This is a genomic window from Butyrivibrio sp. AE3009, from assembly GCF_000420845.1.
Taxonomy (GTDB): Bacteria; Bacillota; Clostridia; order Lachnospirales; family Lachnospiraceae; genus Butyrivibrio.
In genome coordinates this window covers 136468-156934 of sequence record NZ_ATVS01000006.1, presented here as the reverse complement: position 1 = coordinate 156934, position 20467 = coordinate 136468, and the positions used below count along the sequence as shown (strand labels likewise).

20 protein-coding genes are annotated in these 20467 nt (G+C 46.3%); 16 read left to right on the top strand and 4 right to left on the bottom strand.

Annotated elements, in window-relative coordinates; genetic code table 11:
* Positions 1-118: 118 nt before the first annotated feature.
* Together G588_RS0105335 and G588_RS0105330 are read right to left on the bottom strand one after the other, a co-directional pair.
* Positions 119-781 carry a methionine ABC transporter permease gene (locus tag G588_RS0105335; RefSeq protein WP_022777725.1) on the bottom strand — a complete coding sequence of 221 codons (663 nt, stop codon included), beginning with the start codon at positions 779-781 and terminating at the stop codon, positions 119-121.
* Between the two features lies 1 nt (position 782).
* The gene (locus G588_RS0105330; RefSeq protein WP_022777724.1) at positions 783-1751 is read right to left on the bottom strand and encodes a methionine ABC transporter ATP-binding protein; all 969 of its coding nucleotides are present in this window, start codon (positions 1749-1751) and stop codon (positions 783-785) included.
* 157 nt (positions 1752-1908) lie between these two features.
* Between G588_RS0105330 and G588_RS0105325 the strand changes: the two genes are divergently transcribed.
* From G588_RS0105325 to G588_RS0105295, 7 genes are all read left to right on the top strand, one after another.
* Positions 1909-2838 (top strand): MetQ/NlpA family ABC transporter substrate-binding protein, encoded by a 930-nt coding sequence (locus G588_RS0105325; RefSeq protein WP_022777723.1) that lies wholly within the window; start codon positions 1909-1911, stop codon positions 2836-2838.
* Between the two features lie 51 nt (positions 2839-2889).
* On the top strand, positions 2890-3066 hold the full coding sequence (locus G588_RS21995) for an FMN-binding protein (protein ID WP_022777722.1): 177 nt from the start codon (positions 2890-2892) through the stop codon (positions 3064-3066).
* 43 nt (positions 3067-3109) lie between these two features.
* Positions 3110-4303 (top strand): FAD:protein FMN transferase, encoded by a 1194-nt coding sequence (locus tag G588_RS0105315; protein WP_022777721.1) that lies wholly within the window; start codon positions 3110-3112, stop codon positions 4301-4303.
* 31 nt (positions 4304-4334) lie between these two features.
* Positions 4335-5984 (top strand): spermidine synthase, encoded by a 1650-nt coding sequence (locus G588_RS0105310; RefSeq protein WP_022777720.1) that lies wholly within the window; start codon positions 4335-4337, stop codon positions 5982-5984.
* 164 nt (positions 5985-6148) lie between these two features.
* Positions 6149-8146, top strand: a complete 1998-nt coding sequence (locus G588_RS0105305; RefSeq protein WP_022777719.1) for a methyl-accepting chemotaxis protein — start codon at positions 6149-6151, stop codon at positions 8144-8146.
* A gap of 13 nt (positions 8147-8159) precedes the next feature.
* Positions 8160-9170: a substrate-binding domain-containing protein gene (locus G588_RS0105300; protein ID WP_022777718.1), complete on the top strand. Its 1011-nt coding sequence runs from the start codon at positions 8160-8162 to the stop codon at positions 9168-9170.
* A gap of 28 nt (positions 9171-9198) precedes the next feature.
* A complete protein-coding gene (locus G588_RS0105295; RefSeq protein ID WP_081644267.1) occupies positions 9199-10488 on the top strand; it encodes a chloride channel protein in 1290 nt (429 codons plus the stop codon).
* A gap of 106 nt (positions 10489-10594) precedes the next feature.
* Here G588_RS0105295 and G588_RS0105290 read toward each other — a convergent pair whose 3' ends face one another.
* Positions 10595-10861 (bottom strand): hypothetical protein, encoded by a 267-nt coding sequence (locus G588_RS0105290; protein ID WP_022777716.1) that lies wholly within the window; start codon positions 10859-10861, stop codon positions 10595-10597.
* Positions 10862-11061: 200 nt separating this feature from the next.
* Between G588_RS0105290 and G588_RS0105285 the strand changes: the two genes are divergently transcribed.
* On the top strand, positions 11062-11418 hold the full coding sequence (locus tag G588_RS0105285; protein ID WP_022777715.1) for a hypothetical protein: 357 nt from the start codon (positions 11062-11064) through the stop codon (positions 11416-11418).
* A gap of 130 nt (positions 11419-11548) precedes the next feature.
* Here G588_RS0105285 and G588_RS0105280 read toward each other — a convergent pair whose 3' ends face one another.
* Positions 11549-12052, bottom strand: a complete 504-nt coding sequence (locus G588_RS0105280) for a hypothetical protein (protein ID WP_022777714.1) — start codon at positions 12050-12052, stop codon at positions 11549-11551.
* Between the two features lie 176 nt (positions 12053-12228).
* On the opposite strand from G588_RS0105280, the gene G588_RS0105275 reads away from it, so the two are divergent.
* The 8 genes from G588_RS0105275 (at position 12229) to G588_RS0105235 (ending at position 20325) form a co-directional block, all read left to right on the top strand.
* Positions 12229-13413, top strand: coding sequence for an ABC transporter substrate-binding protein (locus G588_RS0105275; protein ID WP_035787905.1), 1185 nt, complete (start codon positions 12229-12231; stop codon positions 13411-13413).
* 155 nt (positions 13414-13568) lie between these two features.
* Positions 13569-14453, top strand: a complete 885-nt coding sequence (locus G588_RS0105270; RefSeq protein ID WP_022777712.1) for a branched-chain amino acid ABC transporter permease — start codon at positions 13569-13571, stop codon at positions 14451-14453.
* A gap of 42 nt (positions 14454-14495) precedes the next feature.
* On the top strand, positions 14496-15551 hold the full coding sequence (locus tag G588_RS0105265) for a branched-chain amino acid ABC transporter permease (RefSeq protein ID WP_022777711.1): 1056 nt from the start codon (positions 14496-14498) through the stop codon (positions 15549-15551).
* Entirely contained in the window at positions 15551-16309 is a 759-nt protein-coding gene (locus G588_RS0105260; protein ID WP_022777710.1) for an ABC transporter ATP-binding protein, read from the top strand. Before G588_RS0105265 ends, G588_RS0105260 begins: the two co-directional genes overlap by 1 nt.
* Before the next feature lie 36 nt (positions 16310-16345).
* Complete coding sequence (locus tag G588_RS0105255; protein WP_022777709.1) at positions 16346-17059, top strand: ABC transporter ATP-binding protein; 714 nt, start codon at positions 16346-16348, stop codon at positions 17057-17059.
* 21 nt (positions 17060-17080) lie between these two features.
* Positions 17081-17719, top strand: coding sequence for a cytidylate kinase-like family protein (locus G588_RS0105250; RefSeq protein ID WP_022777708.1), 639 nt, complete (start codon positions 17081-17083; stop codon positions 17717-17719).
* Between the two features lie 574 nt (positions 17720-18293).
* A complete protein-coding gene (locus G588_RS0105240; RefSeq protein ID WP_022777706.1) occupies positions 18294-19583 on the top strand; it encodes a DUF4474 domain-containing protein in 1290 nt (429 codons plus the stop codon).
* Positions 19584-19602: 19 nt separating this feature from the next.
* Positions 19603-20325: a hypothetical protein gene (locus tag G588_RS0105235; protein ID WP_022777705.1), complete on the top strand. Its 723-nt coding sequence runs from the start codon at positions 19603-19605 to the stop codon at positions 20323-20325.
* Positions 20326-20467: the final 142 nt, after the last annotated feature.

Here is a 20467-nt window from a genome sequence, read left to right as displayed (position 1 = left end):
ATTTCGCGGGACATGTCTTGACGTTTCCCCGTACCTCTCAATTTCGCGGGACATGTCTTGACGTTTCCCCGTACCTCTCAATTTCGCGGGACATGCCTTGGCGTGTCCCCGTACCTTGTTAACTCATTTTCTTGTACATATAGTTGCCCAGCATCTGGATAGCCTGAACAAATGCGATCAGAATAACAGAGCAAACTATCAGGTACTCCGTCTTGTACTGCTGATATCCGTAACGGATCGCGATATCACCGACACCGCCTCCGCCAACAGTTCCTGCCATTGCGGAATATCCGATAAGAGAGATCACCAGAAGAATAATGCCGTTGAGCATTCTGGGGATGGACTCCTTGACATAAACACGCAACAGAATCTGCAGATTGGATGCGCCAAAGCTCCTTGCTGCCTCAATTACACCGGGATTGGTCTCCCTCAGTGCACTTTCAAATACCCTTGCAATAAAGGGAATAGCAGATACCGTAAGAGGTACGATGGTAGCTGTTGTTCCGATGGCTTTGCCCACTACCATTCTGGTAAAAGGAATGAGGATGACCAGAAGGATTATGAAAGGAAAGCTCCTGAATACATTGACGATAAAGCTTAAGATCTCGTAAATGATCTTGTTGGGCTTAAGTCCGTCCGGGGCTGTAAGTGTCAGTATGATTGCGGGAATAAATCCCAGTATTACAGAAAAAAGTGTAGACCAGAACACCATGTATAAGGTCTGTTTAAATGCTGTCAGCATGATCGAAGACATGCTTGCGTCTGATAAAATGCCGGCCATATTAGATCACCTCCCATGTTACGCCCATGCTGTCAAGGAACTTGCAGGCACTTCCCAGGTCCTCTTCCTTCATGTTAAGAACAAGGCTGCCATATACGTCTTCTCTGAAATCCTCCAGCTTAGCCCAGCAGATATTGAAGTCCGTGTGGAGCTCCTGTGCCATCTGTGTAACGATGGGCCTCTGATTGCCATCTCCGAAGAAAAAGAGCTTTAAGTTAACTCCGGTGGCGGGAAGCTTGTCACTTTCTTCCCTGAGGAAGTCTCTGATCTCCCTCTCCTTGGGCCATACGAAGAGCTGCTCGGGCTTACCTACCGCCAGAACCTTGCCGCCGCTGAGGAAGGCCACTCTCTGACAGATCTGTTTAACAACCTCCATCTGGTGGGTTACCACGATGATGGTGATGCCCATCTCTTTATTGATCTTCTGTAAAAGAGCAAGGATTCCCTTGGTAATCTCAGGATCCAGGGCACTTGTTGCCTCGTCGCATAATAGGAAGGCCGGATCCAGGACCAGTGCTCTTGCTATAGCAACCCTCTGTTTCTGACCGCCGGAGAGCTCACGGGGCTTGGAATGTACTTTTTCCTCGAGACCTACCAGCTTAAGAAGATTCATGATCTTTTCCTTAGCCTCAGGAGTATTAGTGGGGATTCCCCAGAACTTCATGGGAAGAGCCACGTTGTGATATACGTCAAGGCGCTCCAGCAGGTTGAAACTCTGGAAGATCATACCCATGCGCTTCTGAAGCTGACGAAGATTTGCCTTGTCCCTGACACTTACCTTGGTACCATCCACGATTATCTGTCCGTCATCGTAGGATTCAAGGCCATTGATACAGCGAAGAAGAGTGGACTTGCCGGCACCGGACTGACCGATGATACCGAAGATCTCTCCCTCCTGAATTTCCATGGAAATGCCCTTAAGAACATCAGTCTTATTAAAGGATTTCCTAACATCTTTTAACTCAATCATAGTTGTTTCCTTACATTTAGTAGTTTTATCTTTACAAAATCTTATTATAGCCATAATCATAACTTATCGCTAGGATTTTATCCTATTTAATTCCACTTTTCCTATTTGTTTAGTATAATTAGAAACAGTTAAGAAAAAAGAGGAGGAAAAGAAAATTATGAAAAAGAAAGTATTTAGTTTGTTACTTGCCGGCGCTCTCGCAGTCGGAGCACTCACAGGATGCGGAGAGGTAGAACAGACCTCTGATCAGGCAGAGGCACCTGTTACTGAGGCGCCTGTTACTGAGGCACCTGCAGCAGAGGCTCCCGCGACAGATTCCGGAGATAAGAAGATCACCGTTGGTGCTACACCTGTACCTCACGCAGAGATCCTTGATAACGTTGTAAAAGAGGTTCTTGCTGAGGAAGGATGGGAACTGGAAGTTGTAGTATTCCAGGATTATGTACTTCCCAATACTTCACTGGAAGCAGGAGAGCTTGATGCCAACTATTTCCAGACCCTTGGATACATGAATCAGCAGAACGCTGATGCAGGTCTTCACCTGGCAGCAGTTGCAGGCGTTCACATCGAGCCCATGGGCATCTATTCACAGAAATATACAGCCCTTGCAGATCTTCCTGACGGAGCATCAATCGGTATCCCTAACGACCCCGACAACGGCGCAAGAGCAGTTGACCTTCTTGTTCAGAAGGGACTTCTTGTATCCAACGGCGGTTTCGGAACCGATGCAGGCGTTACAGAGGATACACTTTCCAAGGATACAGCAGCTAACCCTCACGGATATGTGATCACACCTCTTGAGGCAGCCAACCTTCCTTTGTCACTTCCTGATCTTGACGCAGCAGCCATCAACGGCAACTATGCTCTTGAGGCAGAGCTTCCTGCCAAGTATCCTGCCCTTGATATCGAGGAGTTCGATGATGAGACCAGCATCAAGAGAACCAACTTCCTTGTTGTTAAGGATGGCAATCAGAATTCCGAGAAGATTCAGGCTCTTGTAAATGCTCTTAAGAGCGACAAGGTTAAGGCCTACATCGATGAGACCTACAAGGGAGCAGTTATCACTTCCTTCATTGATCCACAGTAATTACCGCTATTTAGGGGCCGGTCCTATCTGTTGATGGGGACTGGCCCCTTTTTGCTTGATGACGATGACTATTTTTCCAGGGATAAGGATGGAGCCGTGATGGAAAAGAGAATACTGGAAGCTCAGAGCTCTGAGGTGGATGCTATAGCCGGTGCCACATATTCCTCAGAAGGGTATAAGGATGCTGTAAAAGATGCACTTTCAAAAGCTCTACCTTCCGGGGAATAAATCAGATATAATTAAGTAAAGATTGTTGCGGGAAGAGCTGTATATGATAAAAAGAAATATGATCAAGGTAAAAAAACAAAGGATCAATATCATGAATAAATGCGCCGTGCTTATCTTAAGCATGGCGTTTTTGAGTGGCTGCGGGAAGGAGAGCTCCATCCCTGAGGTAATGTCGGTTCATACCAGGCCACAGATGCAGACCTCCACTATTTTTGCAATGGATACCATCATGGAGCTGCAGATAGAGGGAGATGAGAAGCTTCTTACTGAGGCAGAGAGTAAGATAAGGAATCTGGAGGCTCTTTTGTCGGTTACTGATGAAAAAAGCGATATCTATGCGCTGAATGAGTACAACACCTGTCAGATATCGGAGACCACTGCAGATATCATGAGCAAAGCCCTTGATATGTGCGAAAGAACTGACGGAGCACTGGATATTACTATATATCCCGTTCTGAAGGCCTGGGGCTTTACAACAGGAGAGTACCGGGTTCCCACGGATACTGAGCTGGAGGCCCTTGTGGCGGAAGTTGATTACAGCCTGGTACAGCTCCTTGAGTCCGGAGAGCCTCATTCCGGGGACAAAGCCCTTGATGAAGAGGTCAAAAATGATGATCAGATAGACAGGGATAGTGTGGCGGTCCTTGGTGATGACAGCCTTTTTATCGCTTCCATACCTGTTGGAATGCAGGTGGACCTTGGTAGCGTAGCCAAGGGCTACACCAGCGGAATGTTGGCAGATTATTTCAAGGAAAAGGGCGTAAAGAGCGGCCTGATCAACCTTGGTGGCAATGTGGAATGCATTGGCACCAAGTCAAACGGTAAGCCCTGGAATGTGGCAGTTAAGAGTCCCTTTCCTGATTCAAAGTCAGGAATCTTCGGCATCCTTGAAGCCAGCGACATCGCCATCATCACCTCCGGCGGCTATGAGAGATATTTTGAAAAAGACGGTGAGACCTACTGGCACATCATCGACCCTAAGACCGGTAAGCCTGCTCACTCCGGCCTTGCCAGTGTAACCATCGTGGGAAAGGATGGACTTACCTGCGATGCTCTTTCAACAGCTCTTTTTGTCAAAGGGCTTGAGGGAGCAGAGAAAATCTGGCGGGAGAGTGATGACTTCGATGCGATATTTATCACAGAGGATGGCGAAGTGTATGTGACTGAGGGGATTGAGGGGAGTTTCAAGCTTTCTTCGGAGTATAGTTCAGCTAAATTACATGTCATAGGTAGATAGTCTCAAAAATAAACGAATTCGGGAGTAGGCAATGGAAAAAAGTACAAGAAAGATTCTCAACAACAAATTGTTCCTGTATCTTACGGAGTTCTTCTCCGGTATGTCCGTTATGGCGGTGGAACTTGGTGCCAGCAGGCTTCTGGCGCCGTATTTCAGTTCCTCACAGATAGTATGGACCATCATCATCGGAACCATCATGATAGCCATGGCCCTTGGAAATATCTACGGCGGGCGCAAGGCCGACAAGGATCCCAATCCCGACAAGCTATATATCAGGATCCTCATCGCAGCCATCTGGATCGCTGCGATCCCGGTTCTGGGTAAATACATAATTCTTGGAATATCAGCTGTTCTTATTTTTGCGGTAAACAGTAACTTCCTAGTTATTGCTGCTTTTGCGGCTTGCATGGTGGTGTTTGTTTTCCCGTTGTTTCTTCTTGGAACAGTAACCCCTTCCCTTGCAAAATACACAACAGACTCCCTTGAGGACAACGGCAGGATCATCGGTACACTTGGCGCTTCCAACACAGTGGGAAGCATCATCGGAACCTTCGTACCAACCTTTGTCACCATTCCGGCAGTGGGAACCGCCATTACCTTTCTCATCTTCGCGGGAATTTTGATTGCACTGGTTATTGCATATTTTCTCAGCCCCAAAGCAGGCGATACAGATAGTAAAAAGACCAGGGGACGTATAATAGCAGGTGTTCTTATTTTTATCATCTGCTGCGTCTTCGGCCATTCCTCAAGCTTCGCCTTCTGGGAGAAGGACCTTACCTATGAAGGAGAATCCGTTTACAACTACCTTCAGGTCAAGGAGACGCCCAACTCCGTGATCCTTTCCACCAACGTTCTATTCGGTGTTCAATCAATTCTGATGAAGGACGGAGCCCTCACAGGCATGTATTATGACTACGCACTGGCAGCTCCCTACATGGCAGGCATCAAGGAGAAGGAGCTTCAGGGGGAAAAAACAGACATCCTCATCCTTGGCATGGGGTCCGGAACCTACGCAACCCAGCTCTCCCGTAATTTTGACAATGTGAATATCAAGGGCGTTGAGATCGACGATAAGATCACAGACCTGGCCCACAAGTATTTTGAGCTTCCAGACACCACTGAGGTCACAACCTATGACGGACGCGCCTACCTTGCCGCAGACAAGGGACTCTACGATGTGATAATGGTGGATGCCTATCAGGATATCACTATTCCCTTTCAGATGTCTTCAGAAGAGTTTTTTACCATGGTAAAAGAGCACCTGGCTCCCGGAGGAGTTATGGTGGTTAACATGAACATGTACAGCGACGAGATGGATGATGAGAGCATTAACACCTATCTGGCAGATACAATAGCAGCTGTTTTTGATAATGTATCAGTGGTTGACGTAAGAGGCTCTACCAACAAGGAGCTGTTCGCCACGGATTCAGGGGAGTATCTTGGCAGGTTAAAAGAGAATATCGCCCTGGAAGACAATGAGGTCCTCACAGCCATGATGAACAGGGTCAGCGACACCGCCTTTGCCTATGTGTCCAAGGGACATCTTATGACAGACGACAAGGCACCTGTTGAGCTTCTCGGAATGAAACAGATTGATCTGATAATAAAGGATGAGGTCTCATACTATAAGGAAATCTATAGAGATAAAGGCATTCATGGGCTTTTGGAACTGATCGGATAAATAATTAAAGTAATCTTAAAAGAGAGTAAAAAGAAACGTAAATCAGTATATTATTGAGTCGTTTTTGCTATAATGAGAGCAAAAGTGACTCTTTTTTGTTGCAATCCGTTACAGAAAAGGGGCGCTTACAGTGAAGAATAAGGTATTTCATAGAGGTGATAACTATGAGCGAGAAAACCGAAAAGAAGAGAAAAGTAAGATCCATAAGCAGTAAGCTCCTTTTGCTTATTGTGCCTTTGGTTGTGGCGACGGTACTTATCCTGGTTACTGTGGCCTCCAGTCTGTCCAAGAGTAGAATGTCCGCCATGGCTCAGGAAACGCTGGAATCCTCCATATCCAATCAGGCTGACAATATCGAAGCTTGGATGAATCAGAACCTTACGTTTTTCGGAACTGTCAAACACTTTATTGAGACTCAGGAGGTGACCTATTCCAAGCTTAGGATAATACTTGATTCCTATTATGGGTACAATTCGAGTTCACCGGATGGTATATATATCGGAACCAATGAGGGCAAGCTATATACCGCCTCAGAGTCTTCTTTCTATGAACCTGATGTACAGGGCAGTACCTGGTACAAGCAGGGTATAACGAGAGTGGATCTGGCTTTTGGTACAGCCTACACCAATAACAAAGGAGAGATGGTTGTCAGTGCCACGGGAATTATCAACGACGGTCAGGATGATCTGAAGGTTATGGGCGCAGACCTGCCCCTTGACGAGATCACTACCATCGTTAATTCCGGTGTAAAAATGCAGGATGCCCATGCTTTTCTGGTAGATACCAATGACTACACTATCCTGGCACATCCCGATGCGGCCCTGATCTCAACAAACCTCTCGGAATCAAGCGCAGATCCTCTTCTGGCAGGGGTTGCCAGGGCTATCAATTCGGGAAATAGTAAAACTCAGACCATTGCTGACAATATGGTGGCCTTTGCGGATATTTCCGGAACAGACTGGGTACTTGTTTCATATATTCCCGATAGTGTGATCCTGGCGGATATACAGCAGATGGGAAATCTTTTGTTTGTTATCGGCGTAGTTGCGGTAATAATCACCGTTATAGGCATCTTGACCGTGGTTAGAAGAGTTGTGGCGCCTCTTGCGCATATCACGGAAAACATTACGGCGATGTCTGAGGGTGATTTTACCATCAGTGTTGACAGCAGCAGTAATGACGAGATCGGCCTTATGGGAAGCAAGGTTACAGAGTTCGTTGCATCCATGAGGAACATGATCTCCAGTATCAGCCAGGAATCAGAGAAGTTAAAAGAGGAATCCGATAACTCCGACATGGTGTCCAAGTCAATGTTCGAAGCTTCCCAGTCCCAGGCTGAGGCCATGAAGCAGCTGAACGAAACCGTAGACCAGCTGGCTACAGCGGTTAATGACATCGCTCAGAATGCAACAACACTTGCTACGGTTGTGGCTGATACAAGAGAGAACTCAGACAAAGCCTATGACAGCATGAAGGAGACTGTGGAGATCTCCCAGAAGGGCCGCGATGATATGGAGAAGCTCTCTTTTGCAATGAGTGGTATCGAAAACGCCAACAACGAGCTGGTGGAGTCCATCAACAAGGTGGGCGCAGCTTCTGAGGAGATCACAAACATTGTCGGCATGATCGGAGAGATCGCCGAAGAGACCAACCTTCTTTCCCTCAATGCTTCAATTGAGGCGGCAAGAGCAGGAGAAGCGGGAAAAGGATTTGCCGTAGTAGCAACCCAGATCGGCAAGCTTGCCCAGACTTCTGCAGAGAGTGCGCAGAATATCTCAAATCTTATCGATGAGGTACATAAGCTTATCGGAAATGCAGTGGGACAGGCCAATGCCAGTGCCGAGAGCATCAGAGAGAACAGTGAACTTATAGGTGTAGCCGTGGATACCTTTGATAAGATTTATACCAATATACAGGCCTCCAATGAACTTATCGAGGCAATGATCGAAGATGTACAGAAGGTTGACGATGTAGCTACCAATGTGGCAGCCATTTCCGAGGAACAGGCAGCCAGTGCGGATGAGATCCTGGCTACTTCAGAGAACATGGTGGAAATGGCCAATGACATCACAAGTCACAGCCAGAATGTGGCTGATAACTCCTTAGAGCTTGCCGGAACCAGTCAGACCCTTACTTCCTATGTACAGAAGTTTAAGATTTGAGGAGGTTAAAGATATGCCAAAGAACAGATTGTTTAATAGAATATTTGCATGTGTTTTAACCGGAGCCTTGGTGATCGGGGCCCTCAGCGGCTGCGGATCGAAAGCTTCATCCGGAGCTTCTTCCGGTTCAGGATCCGGCGGCGGAAAGATTCTTTTCATAATGACTGATGTGGAGGATACCTTCAGAAAAACCCTGTCGGATGCAGTAGTTTCCGCCGGGAAGAGCAAAGGCGTAACACTTGATATGGTTGAGACGGGAAGTGATATACAACAGCAGGTAGATCTTGTAGCCTCAGCAAAATCAAAGGGATATACGGCTATTATTCTAAGAGCTGCTGATGCAAGTACTGCCCCACAGATGAATGTTTCCGCAGGTGACCTTCCGATTATCTATGTTAATAGTGAACCTTCTATAGACCATCTGACTCAGGATAAATATATATACGTAGGTTCCGATGAGTACGAACCCGGGAAATATCAGGCTGAGTTCGTTCTTAAAAAGCTGGGCAACCCCAAATCACTGAATGTTATTATCTTCGGTGGAGAAAAGGGACACCCCGCGACTGTCTTAAGAACAAAGTCTGTTAAGGATACTTTGAAAAAGAACGGCTGCAAGGCAAACTACGTATTTCTGGACACTGCAAACTGGTCGGATACAGAGGCACTGGAGAAATTCAGAATCTTCATGAAGACCGGCCAGAGTGTTGATGTGATCTTCTGCAATAACGATACCATGGCTCTGGGAACCATTGAGGGCCTTAAGGAGTATGGCCTTGATTATACCAAGATTCTTGTATGCGGCGTCGATGCCACAGCTGATGCCTGCGCATCTATAGCAGCCGGAGAGATGGCCTTCACTGCTTTTCAGAATGCAAAGGGACAGGCTGAGGCAGCGGTGGAAGCTGCAATGGTTCTTGGGAACGGCGGAAGCATAAGTACAGTAGAGGGCTCAACCTCAGACGGCAAGTATGTATACGTGCCCTTTGAAGCTGTTGATGCCTCAAACGTAAGTAAGTACCGATAAAAAACGAAGATGTGCTATAATGAGCTTTATGAAAACAAACAGCGACGAAAAAGAAAGGAATAATATTTGGCAAAAGATACCGGACATGGACCTCCTTGGGAGAGTCCGTGTCTTTTTTAGGTGGGTTGTCCTGGGATGCATAACGGGTGTTGCAGTCGGAGTCATAGGAGCGGCTTTCTTTAAATCAATTGCTTTTGCAACGGAATTTAGAACATCACATGATCTTATAATTCTGGGACTTCCCCTGGCAGGTCTGTTTATAGTCTTTTTGTACAGACTATGCAAGGACTATGAGGATAAAGGAACCAACCTGGTTATCAAGTCCATTCAGGAGGGAGATCATCTTCCTATAACCAAGGCACCTCTTATTTTCATATCAACCACTATTACTCATCTTTTTGGCGGTTCCACGGGACGTGAGAGCGCGGCTCTTCAGATGGGCGGCAGCATCGGTTACAATCTTGGAAAACTTTTTAGATTAAAGGAAGGCAATGTCAAGATCATCACCATGTGCGGCATGAGCGCAGCCTTTGCAGCCCTTTTCGGAACACCTATGACCGCGGCCTTCCTGGCTATGGAAATTGAGAATGTAGGTGTTATGTATTACTCAGCATTAGTACCGTGTGTTATTTCTGCGCTGGTGGCCGCGGGAATTGCCAAATACCTGGGATGCGTCGGTGAAGTTTTTGCAGTTAACGTAGTTCCTGAGTTTACTCCGTATCAGGCAGTATTTACAGCTCTACTTGCTATCCTGTGCGCAGTGGTCAGCGTTACCTTCTGCTGGGTTCTGAAATTTGCAGGACGCAATTATACGAAGTTTTTCCCTAATCCCTATATAAGAGTGTTCGTCGGTGGTATCATTGTTGTGGCGCTTACCTTTATTTCCGGAACACGATATTACAATGGTGCGGGAATGAACGTGATAGAAATGGCGATTGAGGGAAATGCTCCCTACTGGGCATTCCTTCTTAAGATGATATTCACGGCTCTGACTCTGGGAGCCGGCTATAAGGGCGGCGAGATCGTGCCTGCGCTGTATATAGGAGCCACCTCCGGGTGCCTGTACTCACAGCTCCTGGGCTTCGACCCTGCCCTTTGCGCAGCCATCGGAATGGGAGCGCTGTTCTGCGGCGTTACCAACTGTCCGATATCTTCGCTGTTTATCTGTTTTGAGCTATTCGGATTCAAGGGAATGCCGTACTATCTGCTGGCCATTGCCCTGAGCTATACGTTCTCCGGGTATTCCAGTCTGTATAGTAGCCAGAAGATAATGTATTCGAAGTTCCATAATAAGTATGTGAATAGAGCGACAAAATGATTGTCAAAAAGGTGCCTGTCCCCATTAACAAACTGTGAACAACATAGCCTTCCGATAGTTGTAGAAGTTCACAATTTGTTGATGGGGACAGGCACCTTTACTGTCGTTAAATCGCTCTAAACTCATCAAACTGCGGGTCGTCAATCAGATCCAGGATCAGATTGAGCGGTGTAAGCCCAATGGCTTCATGATGAATTTGCTGCCTGATGACCATCTTCTCATAATTCGATAGCATGTTGTACTCAGGATGCGATTTCGCATACCTGTCGTTGAGCTGGTCAAACAGATTGTACTCCGGATCACCCCACGCAAATACTTCGGCTGTCTTCAAATTAGGTTTGAACGGAGAATACTGCAGCTGATTGTGTTCCATGATCAGTCGCTCCTTTCTCTGTAACATAAATTGAATAGATTTTCCGAAGGTCTAATTAGATACCCCTCATACAAGATAATATCATATAATTTAACAAAATTTAATAAATCCGTGGCAAAAATTCATAATTAATTTCCGCCGCTATAATTGCATGTCCAAGGGCAAAAAAGTACTATTAAGGTACCTAAGGAGATAAAAATATGGGTATATCTATAGGTGCAGTAGGAAGTCCATACGGCATGAGCCTTGTTCAGCCAATGAACTATCCTCTGAAAAATGAATCGAAGGTTTCCGAGGATTTCCTTGAGGTCGGAATGCAGAACGCGGTTATGAACGTTCCGCCTGTGCGCTATCCCAACGCTCAGGAGATTGTAAAGCCGGAGGAAGACAGTAATCCTCTTAAGCTTTCGGCGGAGACCGTAAGAAAAAGTCAGGAGGCCAATCGTATGTATAACGACGTGGCTTCCAAATTCCAGGGCATGACCGTTGGTTATTCCCAGGATCAGGCCGCAGTTTCATATGGCATGAGCGGCAATTCTGTAGACTTCTTTGCATAAGAAGCTCTGCGGGCAAAAAAAGAACCCCGATAAGGCGCGCAGGGGTTAATATGGTAGGATCCAAATAAAAAAAGGGCGGGTGTCATATACGGCATCCGTCCTTTGTTGTGCTTTTTATTCAATTAAATTCTTATTTTCCCAGAAGGTGCGCAGCCTGTATCTCTGCGTTCACATCAGCAAGGAACTGATGATTGGTGGGATCTGTGATGAACTTAAGGAAGTCTTTGGCTTCCTTCTTCCTAAGCTTGCGGATATTGATGAGATAGTTAAGGATCTCTTCCTGAGTCTTGCCTTCGCTGATATATCTGTCCACGATATCGAAGAGGATCATGAAATTACGCATCTTAATTCTTGTGTTTATATTATGAAGCTCTACCAGAATCGCGATAAGGATGACTAAACCGAAAGCAGCAAGTACGCTTGTTGATATTCCATAAAAAATATTGCCCTTGCCAAAGTTATAAACTGCAGCAAACACACCGGATACTGTTAAGACTGAAATTGAGGTGATTACTATGGTAAGCCTCGCCCTATTACGAGCGCCGGGACTAAGTGCCATGAACTTAACGGCAAGCCCGAACACTATATAAAATATTAGCGAGAATGCAATACCAAGGATAGAAATGTGAAGCATATGTTTTCCCCCTCTTAAACATACTCTCTATATAAAATTGTACTAGACATAATGTACAAATGCAAATAAATAAAAAACATGGCAAATGCTTGACTTTTTTTCTTTAGTACATTAACGTATTAAGTAAATAGTGAAATTGTATACAAATATACAGGAGGGACAGTATTATGAAAAAGATGAACAAAGTTGTTAGTGTTATGTCAGCTGCGGTTATCGCTCTTTCAATGCTTGCAGGCTGCGGCGACACAGCTGCGGATACAGCAGGCACAGGTGATGCGGGAAGTGCTTCAGGTGATAAGGTATTCAAGATCGGTGCCATCGGACCTCTTACAGGCGGCGCGGCTGCTTACGGTAATGCGGTTTGTAATGCAGCAGAGCTTGCTGTTGCAGAGATCAATGCAAACGGCGGTATCAATGGTTATCAGGTAGAGTACAAGAAGCAGGACGACGAGCTCAACGCCGAGAAGTCAGTCAATGCTTACAATACGCTTAAGGACTGGGGCATGCAGGTTCTTGTAGGATCAACCACCAGTGCTTGTTCCATCGCTGTTTCAGAGTACACCAAGGCAGACAATATGTTCCAGCTCACTCCTTCAGGATCAGCTGAGGACTGCGTAAAATATGACAACGCTTTCCGTGTATGCTTCTCAGATCCTAACCAGGGTATTGCTTCCGCTCAGTATATCAGCGATCACAATCTTGCAACCAAGGTTGGTATCATCTATGACAGCTCAGATGTATATTCCAGCGGTATCTATCAGAAATTCGTTCAGGAGTCCGAAGGCAAGAACTTCGAGGTTGTATCAGCTGAGGCTTTCACAGCAGACAACAACACAGACTTCTCCGTACAGCTTCAGAAGGCCAAGGACGCAGGCGCTGATCTGGTATTCCTTCCCATCTACTACAAGGAAGCAGCACTTATCCTTACACAGGCCAGCACAATGGGCTATGCTCCCACATTCTTTGGTGTAGACGGTCTTGACGGAATCCTTACAGTTGAGAACTTCGATGTTTCCCTTGCAGAAGGCGTAATGCTTCTTACTCCTTTCGCTGCTGATGCTACAGATGATCTTACAGTTAACTTCGTTAAGAACTATCAGGAGAAATACGGTGAGATCCCGAACCAGTTCGCAGCAGATGCTTACGATGCAGTGTTCATCATCAAACAGGCTATGGAAGCTAAGGGCGTGACTCCGGATATGAGCGTTTCCGATATCTGCGAGGCTGTTAAGGGCGCCATGACAGAGATCGAGGCATCAGGCCTTACATCAGCCAAGATGACCTGGGCAGCTAATGGTGAGCCTAACAAGGAGCCTAAGGCTGTTATCATCAAGGACGGCGCTTACGTATCAGCTCAGTAAAGACTCTGAAATGATTTGTTAATTTCGCAATTTGGCAAAAATATTTATGTAAATCGGCGAGGGATGCTGTAAAAGGTATCCCTCGTGTTGTATCATTAATTTATCTTTTAATTTTTCTATGAATTAATAAAAAAGTCTTGTTCGCGGAGGTATTTATGAGCTTCTTAACTTATTTCATCAACGGACTTAGCCTGGGAAGTATATATGCCATCATCGCCCTTGGCTATACCATGGTCTATGGAATAGCAAAAATGCTGAATTTCGCCCATGGTGATTTTATCATGGTGGGTTGTTACATTATCTTTTCCGTCAGCGGAGCCCTCAGCGGCAATTCCATAGTGGGAATAATCGTTGCCATAATCCTCTGTACGCTTCTTGGTATCACAACTGAGTTTGTGGCCTACAGACCTCTTCGCGGGGCAGCATCGCCACTGGCGGTTCTGATCACAGCCATCGGTGTCAGCTACCTTCTTGAGAACCTGGCACTTCTGATCTTCGGAGCGGATATCAAGTCCTTCACTTCAGTGATCAAGTGGGAGGGACTTACCTTTGCAGATGGACAGCTGAGGATCCAGGGCGTAACCATAGTGACAATTGTTGTAAGTATTCTGATTCTTATTGTTCTTCAGTTTTTCATTAATAAGACCAAACAGGGACAGGCCATGCTGGCAGTTGCCGAGGACAGAGGCGCTGCGACGCTTATGGGTATCAATGTCAACAGGACCATAATGTTGACCTTCGCCATAGGTTCAGCACTGGCGGCAGTGGCCGGAGCGCTTCTTTGCTCCGCTTATCCTTCGCTTTCACCCTATACCGGTGCTATGCCGGGTATCAAGGCCTTCGTTGCCGCGGTTCTTGGAGGAATCGGTTCCATCCCCGGTGCCATGATTGGAGGACTGGTTCTCGGAATTGTCGAGATCCTCAGTAAGACCTATATTTCATCACAGCTGTCCGATGCCATTGTGTTCGGCATTCTGGTGGTTGTGCTGCTGGTAAGACCTACCGGAATCCTTGGTAAGAAGATTCAGGAAAAGGTATAAGCTATACAAGGTTCTGAGAAAAACTTGAGGAGATCGGATAACATGAAATTAGATAAAAAAAGTAAATCCAATTTAATTACATATGCAATTGTCATAGCCGCCTACATTATCTTCCAGGTGCTGGCCATGACAGGCAATCTTTCCAGTCACATGAAGGGACTTCTGGTGCCCATGACCTACTACGCAGTAATAGCGGTTGCTCTTAATCTCTGCGTAGGTATTCTGGGAGAGCTCAGTATCGGACACTGCGGCTTCATGTGCATAGGCGCTTTCACCAGTGCCTTCTTTTCCAAGATAACAGCAGATATCCTGCCAACGGCGCCAAGATTCTTTCTGGCATTCCTTATAGGAATCGGTTTTGCTGCACTCTTTGGGTTCCTCATCGGTATACCGGTACTAAGGCTTAAGGGCGACTATCTTGCAATCGTAACACTTGCTTTCGGAGAAATCATTAAGAACGTTATAAATGCTTTCTACATTGGAATCGACAAAAACGGACTTCATTTTTCCATGAAGAATTCCATGGAGCTGGGAATGGAGGCCGATGGAAATATACTTGTAAACGGAGCCATGGGAATCACGGGAACACCCCATGACGCCAACTTCACCGTAGGAATCGTGGTTCTTCTGATATCACTGTTTGTGGTTCAGAACCTGGTGAATTCAAGAGACGGCCGTGCGATCATGGCCATCAGAGACAATTATATCGCAGCGGAGTCAACGGGTATCAATGTCACAGGCTACAAGATGATGGCATTTACCATATCGGCTGCTATTGCGGGAGCCGCAGGAGTTCTTTTCTCACATAACATAACAACCCTTACGGCTTCATCCCAGTACTTTGGCTACAATGCCTCCATTATGATCCTGGTATATGTGGTTCTCGGAGGTATCGGCAATATCAGAGGAAGTGTTATCGCAGCATGTATCCTGTATCTGCTTCCAGAACTCCTTAGGGGCCTTAGCACCTACAGAATGCTGATCTATTCGATAGTCCTTATCATAATGATGATCGTGAACTGGTCACCTAAGGTTATTGAGTGGAGAAAGAAGACCTTTGGCAAGGTTAAGCTTCCCGGCAGAAAGGAGGTAGCATAATGGCACTTCTTGATGTAAACAAACTGTGCATCTCCTTTGGAGGCCTCAGAGCCGTGGACGATTTTAATATCACTATTGAAAAAGGCGAGCTCTACGGACTTATCGGACCAAACGGCGCAGGAAAAACAACTGTTTTCAATCTCCTCACAGGAGTGTACAAACCAAACGAAGGTGTCATCTCTCTGGATGGAGAGGATATCACCAGAAAAAATACAGCTGAGATCAATCACGCAGGAATAGCAAGAACTTTCCAGAACATCAGATTGTTTAAGAATATGCCTGTTATTGATAACGTCAAGGTTGGCCTTGCTGAGAAGTACAAGTACAGCGCCCTTGAAGGAATCCTTCACCTTGGTAAATACAGGAAAGTTGAGAAGCAGATGGATGAGGAGGCAGAGAAACTCCTTAAGGTCTTCGACCTTGATAAGGAGAGGGATACTCTGGCAGCCAATCTTCCCTACGGTAAGCAGAGAAAGCTTGAGATAGCAAGAGCTATGGCTACAGGCCCCAAGCTTCTGTTGTTAGATGAGCCCGCAGCGGGCATGAACCCTAATGAGACCAAGGAACTGATGGATACAATAGCACTTGTTCGCAATGAATTCGACATGACAATCCTTCTTATCGAGCACGATATGAAGCTGGTGTCCGGAATCTGCGAGAAGCTTACGGTACTTAACTTCGGAAGGGTACTGTGTCAGGGAGAGACCAAAGAGGTTCTTAATAACCCTGAGGTTATCAAGGCCTACCTTGGTGAATAAACAATCAGGCAGTATTTTTGAGGGAGCATAAGATATATGGAAACATTACTGGAAATTAAGGACCTGAGCGTATACTACGGCGTTATTCAGGCTTTGAAGGGAATATCTTTTCATGTTGACAGGGGCGAGGTAGTGGCCCTTATCGGCGCTAACGGTGCAGGCAAGACAACTACGCTCCACACTTTGTCGGGACTTATTCAGGCCGACAAGGGCACAATAACCTATAAGGGGAAAGAATTGACCAAGCTTGCGGGCCACAAGATAGTGAGCCTGGGCATGGCACAGGTTCCTGAGGGAAGAAGAGTTTTTGCCCAGATGACGGTTCTGCAGAACCTGAAGATGGGAGCTTTTACAAGAAGTGACAAAGCGGAGCTTGAGGAAACACTTCAGAAGGTATACAAGAGATTCCCAAGGCTTGAGGAGAGAAAGAATCAGCTGGCAGGAACGCTCTCCGGCGGTGAGCAGCAGATGCTGGCCATGGGAAGGGCGCTGATGTCTCATCCCGATATTATCCTGATGGACGAGCCTTCCATGGGGCTTTCACCGATTTTTGTAAATGAGATCTTCAATATCATCGAGGATGTTAACAAGGACGGAGTGACGGTTCTTTTGGTTGAACAGAATGCCAAGAAGGCGCTGTCCATTGCCAACAGGGCCTATGTACTTGAGACAGGCAGCATAGTAAAAGAGGGCGATGCCAAAGAGCTGATGAACGATGAGTCCATCAAGAAGGCATATCTTGGTGAGTAAGATTATGAGGGGCGAAGGATCATGAAGAAGAATATTGTAATCACAATTGCAAGACAGTACGGAAGCGGCGGAAGAACCGTAGGAGAGATGCTGGCCAATGAGCTGGGCATTCACTACTATGACAAGGAGCTTACCAAGCTGGTTTCCGAGGACAGCGGTATCAATGAGGGCCTTTTTCTTGATAATGATGAGAAGATCAGGAAAAAAGGCTTTTTGCTGAGCCATATTAATGTTTATGATGGCAAGGTGCTGGGACCTTCAGATCCGGATTTTACTTCGCCGGACAATCTCTTTGCACTTCAGGCCAATACCATTAAGAGAATTGCTAAGACGGAAGCGTGCGTCATTATCGGAAGAGCAGCGGATTTCGTATTAAAGGATTATGATAATGTGCTGTCGGTGTTTGTACATGCGCCACATGATTTCCTTATGGAGCAGGCGGGCAAGGTGCAGCCCTTCAAGGGGAAGGAGCTGGAGAGGTTCTGCGAGAAGGAGGATACGTATAGGGCGAGGTATTACAGGCACCATACGGGGCATTTGTGGACGGATGCGATGAATTATGATTTGTGTCTGGATAGTAGTAAGTTGGGGTTCGAGAAGTGCGTGGAAGCCATCAAAGCACACGCCCGTGTGCGTTTCGGAGAGGACGTATTCGACTAATGTAAGGACGGCAGAAAAAGCCGGGAACGAAAGAGGACTTACAACAATAAAAATTTCATCATAGCCCATCGGGAATTTATGGCACCCCATCCAGCCAGCCCTGCTCATTTCACACCTGTTCAGAGCACTCACAGGGCTGTCTGTCTGCGGCGCTCATAAATTCACCTCAGCGCTATAAGATGAAATTTTTATTATTGCAAGTCCTCTTCCGTTCCCGGCTTTTTCTGCCTGTTCTATGCAAGATTCGAAACTACGGTGCTAATGCGAAACGCACTTATCCAGACCATACCGCGTCTGCAATCATAGGGAGGGGCGGGATAGCCGTTGTACAAGAACTGCGCACTTATCCACACCATACCGCGTCCGCAATCATAGGGAAGGGCGGGATAGTCGTCGTACAAGAACTGCGCACTTATCCAGACCATACCGCGTCAGCAATCATGGGGAGGAAGGGGGATGTCGTTCGTCCGATTTCAGGTGTCATTCGTCAGAAAATCAACATTTGGGGATGGGATTGTGATATGATAACAAAAATTACTGAGAGAGAGAAGTTTTGTTAGAGGAGAGAAAGTATATGAGCGGGTTTTCGATTAATCCGGGGGCCACGAAGGGGCATGCTGCGCTTTTGCAGAGTGCTTCTGTGTCGCTTGGAAATGAGAGGGCGCAGATACTGGAAGTGATCGGTGATATGGCTTTTTCTGACGAGGCATATTCACGGGTCAGGCAGGCCCTGGAAGCTATTTCACAGGAGCTTGAACAGGAAGCTGCGAATCTGGAGAGGTTTTATCAGGGACTTGTTGATATTGTTAATGAGTATCTGCAGCATGAGCAGGATATTATCGAGAGTATGAAGGGACCTCATGCGGATGGGGCTCCGGTGAAGACTATTGATGGGGAACAGGTGATAGAGCCTGATTATACTTATGCGCAGGAAGTGCAGGAACTTCTTGATAAGCTGCGGGGCAAGGACATATCGATTGATGAGTATTTTGCACTGCTGGTTGATCTTTTTATCAGGGCATCCTTCCTTGATCCTGATAAGTGTTCGCTGACCAAGGCAGAGAAGGAGGCGCTTCTTAGGTGGCTCGGCCCTGCTCTTGATGTTGCGGGTAAAATTGGTAACAAAACAGTGAAATGGTCCGAGCTGTTCTTTGGTATTCCGGATGTTGAAGGTGCTGTGGATTCGGATTTCTTTAACCGGGTACTTGAGGCGGGCGTAATTGAGATGCTTGGCCAGACTCCGATACTTGGTCTTCTGGGCTTCAGGTACAATCCGGACACGGATTCCTATTATACGGCAGAGGGCTGCATCCAGCAGCAGTGGGGCTTTTGCGATGCCATAGACAAATGGGGGCCTGCTCTTGGAATGGATCTTGATACGGATATAGTTACGTTTACCTACGACGGTCAGGAATTCCGCTCACAGCTGTGGAAGGGAATATACGGCGGTGGTTTATCCGTTGGAAGTGAGCTGGGATTGTACAGCAGACCACAAGGGGAGGCTCTGGCAACTCCCTATATTCCAAATGATCCAAGCAGTGAATACATATTGTATGATTCTGTGGAGCAGCAGTATCAGCCGGTTATAAGGCAGACTACCGAATACTACGATGCGGCCAGTGATGAGTGGCGCTCTTTTGAGAACTATACAGGTAACTACGGCGATGGTGATGACTACTGGAGTCTCAACATTCGTACGGATGCGAATGTCGACAAGAACTCCATCAGAGTCAGCTATGTGGTGGATTGTACCAAGCAGGGGCCTGAATTTGCCAAGGCGTATTATGAGGCGCTTCTTAAGAGCAATAATCTGGAAGGTAAGCCTGTAATGGACGGAGATTGCATCATCCGTTTCAATTATTGATTGGATAGGAGTAGATATTATGAAAAAACTTATGACCATGATTGGTCTTCTTGTTGCAAGCTTGTCTGTTTCAGCTTGCGGCAATGAAATAAAGGGAAGAGTTATGTTTAGCGAAGCGGAGGCACATACTCTCGATGAAATGCATGATTTTGCCCTATATGCTTTGCAGGAAAAATATGGTATAGAGTTTGAACTGGATACCGAAAATGATGTGTACGGCCACAAGAACGGGCATGATGATATGCCGATAGAGCTTGCCGGATCTGCATATCCCAAAGGGAACAAGGAGGATATGTGCAGATATGAAATAGTTGAGCCCAACACCTTCTACGATAATTATTCCTCCAATAAATACAAAACTCAGATAAATGAATATCTTCAGGCGCAGATGGACGAATATGGTGTACAAGGCAGGGCAGAGGCTAAAAGAAAGCCGTCAGCAGATATATTCGAAGGAGAACTTGATATACCTAAATACCTGAGTAATGGCCTTGTAACAGTATATTATGAAATGGACGTTCCGGAAGATGTCACGGACGAAGAGATCATGGCCGGGATAAGACCTTGGATGGATCTGTGCTACACAAGGCACTTTGACTGGTATTTCAGAGTGTATCAGGGGGAGGATATCGTCTTTACCTTAAGCGATTCCGATCACGGACATAAATCTTCCGGGGAGTGGTCGGATGAGGAAATACTTGAAACTATCCATGACACAAGACTAAGGAAACCCAGAGGTTAACCTGCATCAGATGAAGCCGACACAGCTCGGCTTCATTTTTTTTGAAAAAAGATGTTGCATTATATGTTAGCGTATGCTAATATAGCTTTGTTAGCAAAAGCTAACCGGTTAAAACGCACTGCCAATGCGTTTTGCCTCATGA

Bases quoted from the DNA above. Each gene is read 5' to 3' on its own strand.
- G588_RS0105335 (WP_022777725.1), bottom strand. From the start codon at position 781: ATGGCCGGCATTTTATCAGACGCAAGCATGTCTTCGATCATGCTGACA.
- G588_RS0105330 (WP_022777724.1), bottom strand. From the start codon at position 1,751: ATGATTGAGTTAAAAGATGTTAGGAAATCCTTTAATAAGACTGATGTT.
- G588_RS0105325 (WP_022777723.1), top strand. From the start codon at position 1,909: ATGAAAAAGAAAGTATTTAGTTTGTTACTTGCCGGCGCTCTCGCAGTC.
- G588_RS0105315 (WP_022777721.1), top strand. From the start codon at position 3,110: ATGATAAAAAGAAATATGATCAAGGTAAAAAAACAAAGGATCAATATC.
- G588_RS0105310 (WP_022777720.1), top strand. From the start codon at position 4,335: ATGGAAAAAAGTACAAGAAAGATTCTCAACAACAAATTGTTCCTGTAT.
- G588_RS0105305 (WP_022777719.1), top strand. From the start codon at position 6,149: ATGAGCGAGAAAACCGAAAAGAAGAGAAAAGTAAGATCCATAAGCAGT.
- G588_RS0105300 (WP_022777718.1), top strand. From the start codon at position 8,160: ATGCCAAAGAACAGATTGTTTAATAGAATATTTGCATGTGTTTTAACC.
- G588_RS0105295 (WP_081644267.1), top strand. From the start codon at position 9,199: ATGAAAACAAACAGCGACGAAAAAGAAAGGAATAATATTTGGCAAAAG.
- G588_RS0105290 (WP_022777716.1), bottom strand. From the start codon at position 10,861: ATGGAACACAATCAGCTGCAGTATTCTCCGTTCAAACCTAATTTGAAG.
- G588_RS0105285 (WP_022777715.1), top strand. From the start codon at position 11,062: ATGGGTATATCTATAGGTGCAGTAGGAAGTCCATACGGCATGAGCCTT.
- G588_RS0105280 (WP_022777714.1), bottom strand. From the start codon at position 12,052: ATGCTTCACATTTCTATCCTTGGTATTGCATTCTCGCTAATATTTTAT.
- G588_RS0105275 (WP_035787905.1), top strand. From the start codon at position 12,229: ATGAACAAAGTTGTTAGTGTTATGTCAGCTGCGGTTATCGCTCTTTCA.
- G588_RS0105270 (WP_022777712.1), top strand. From the start codon at position 13,569: ATGAGCTTCTTAACTTATTTCATCAACGGACTTAGCCTGGGAAGTATA.
- G588_RS0105265 (WP_022777711.1), top strand. From the start codon at position 14,496: ATGAAATTAGATAAAAAAAGTAAATCCAATTTAATTACATATGCAATT.
- G588_RS0105260 (WP_022777710.1), top strand. From the start codon at position 15,551: ATGGCACTTCTTGATGTAAACAAACTGTGCATCTCCTTTGGAGGCCTC.
- G588_RS0105255 (WP_022777709.1), top strand. From the start codon at position 16,346: ATGGAAACATTACTGGAAATTAAGGACCTGAGCGTATACTACGGCGTT.
- G588_RS0105250 (WP_022777708.1), top strand. From the start codon at position 17,081: ATGAAGAAGAATATTGTAATCACAATTGCAAGACAGTACGGAAGCGGC.
- G588_RS0105240 (WP_022777706.1), top strand. From the start codon at position 18,294: ATGAGCGGGTTTTCGATTAATCCGGGGGCCACGAAGGGGCATGCTGCG.
- G588_RS0105235 (WP_022777705.1), top strand. From the start codon at position 19,603: ATGAAAAAACTTATGACCATGATTGGTCTTCTTGTTGCAAGCTTGTCT.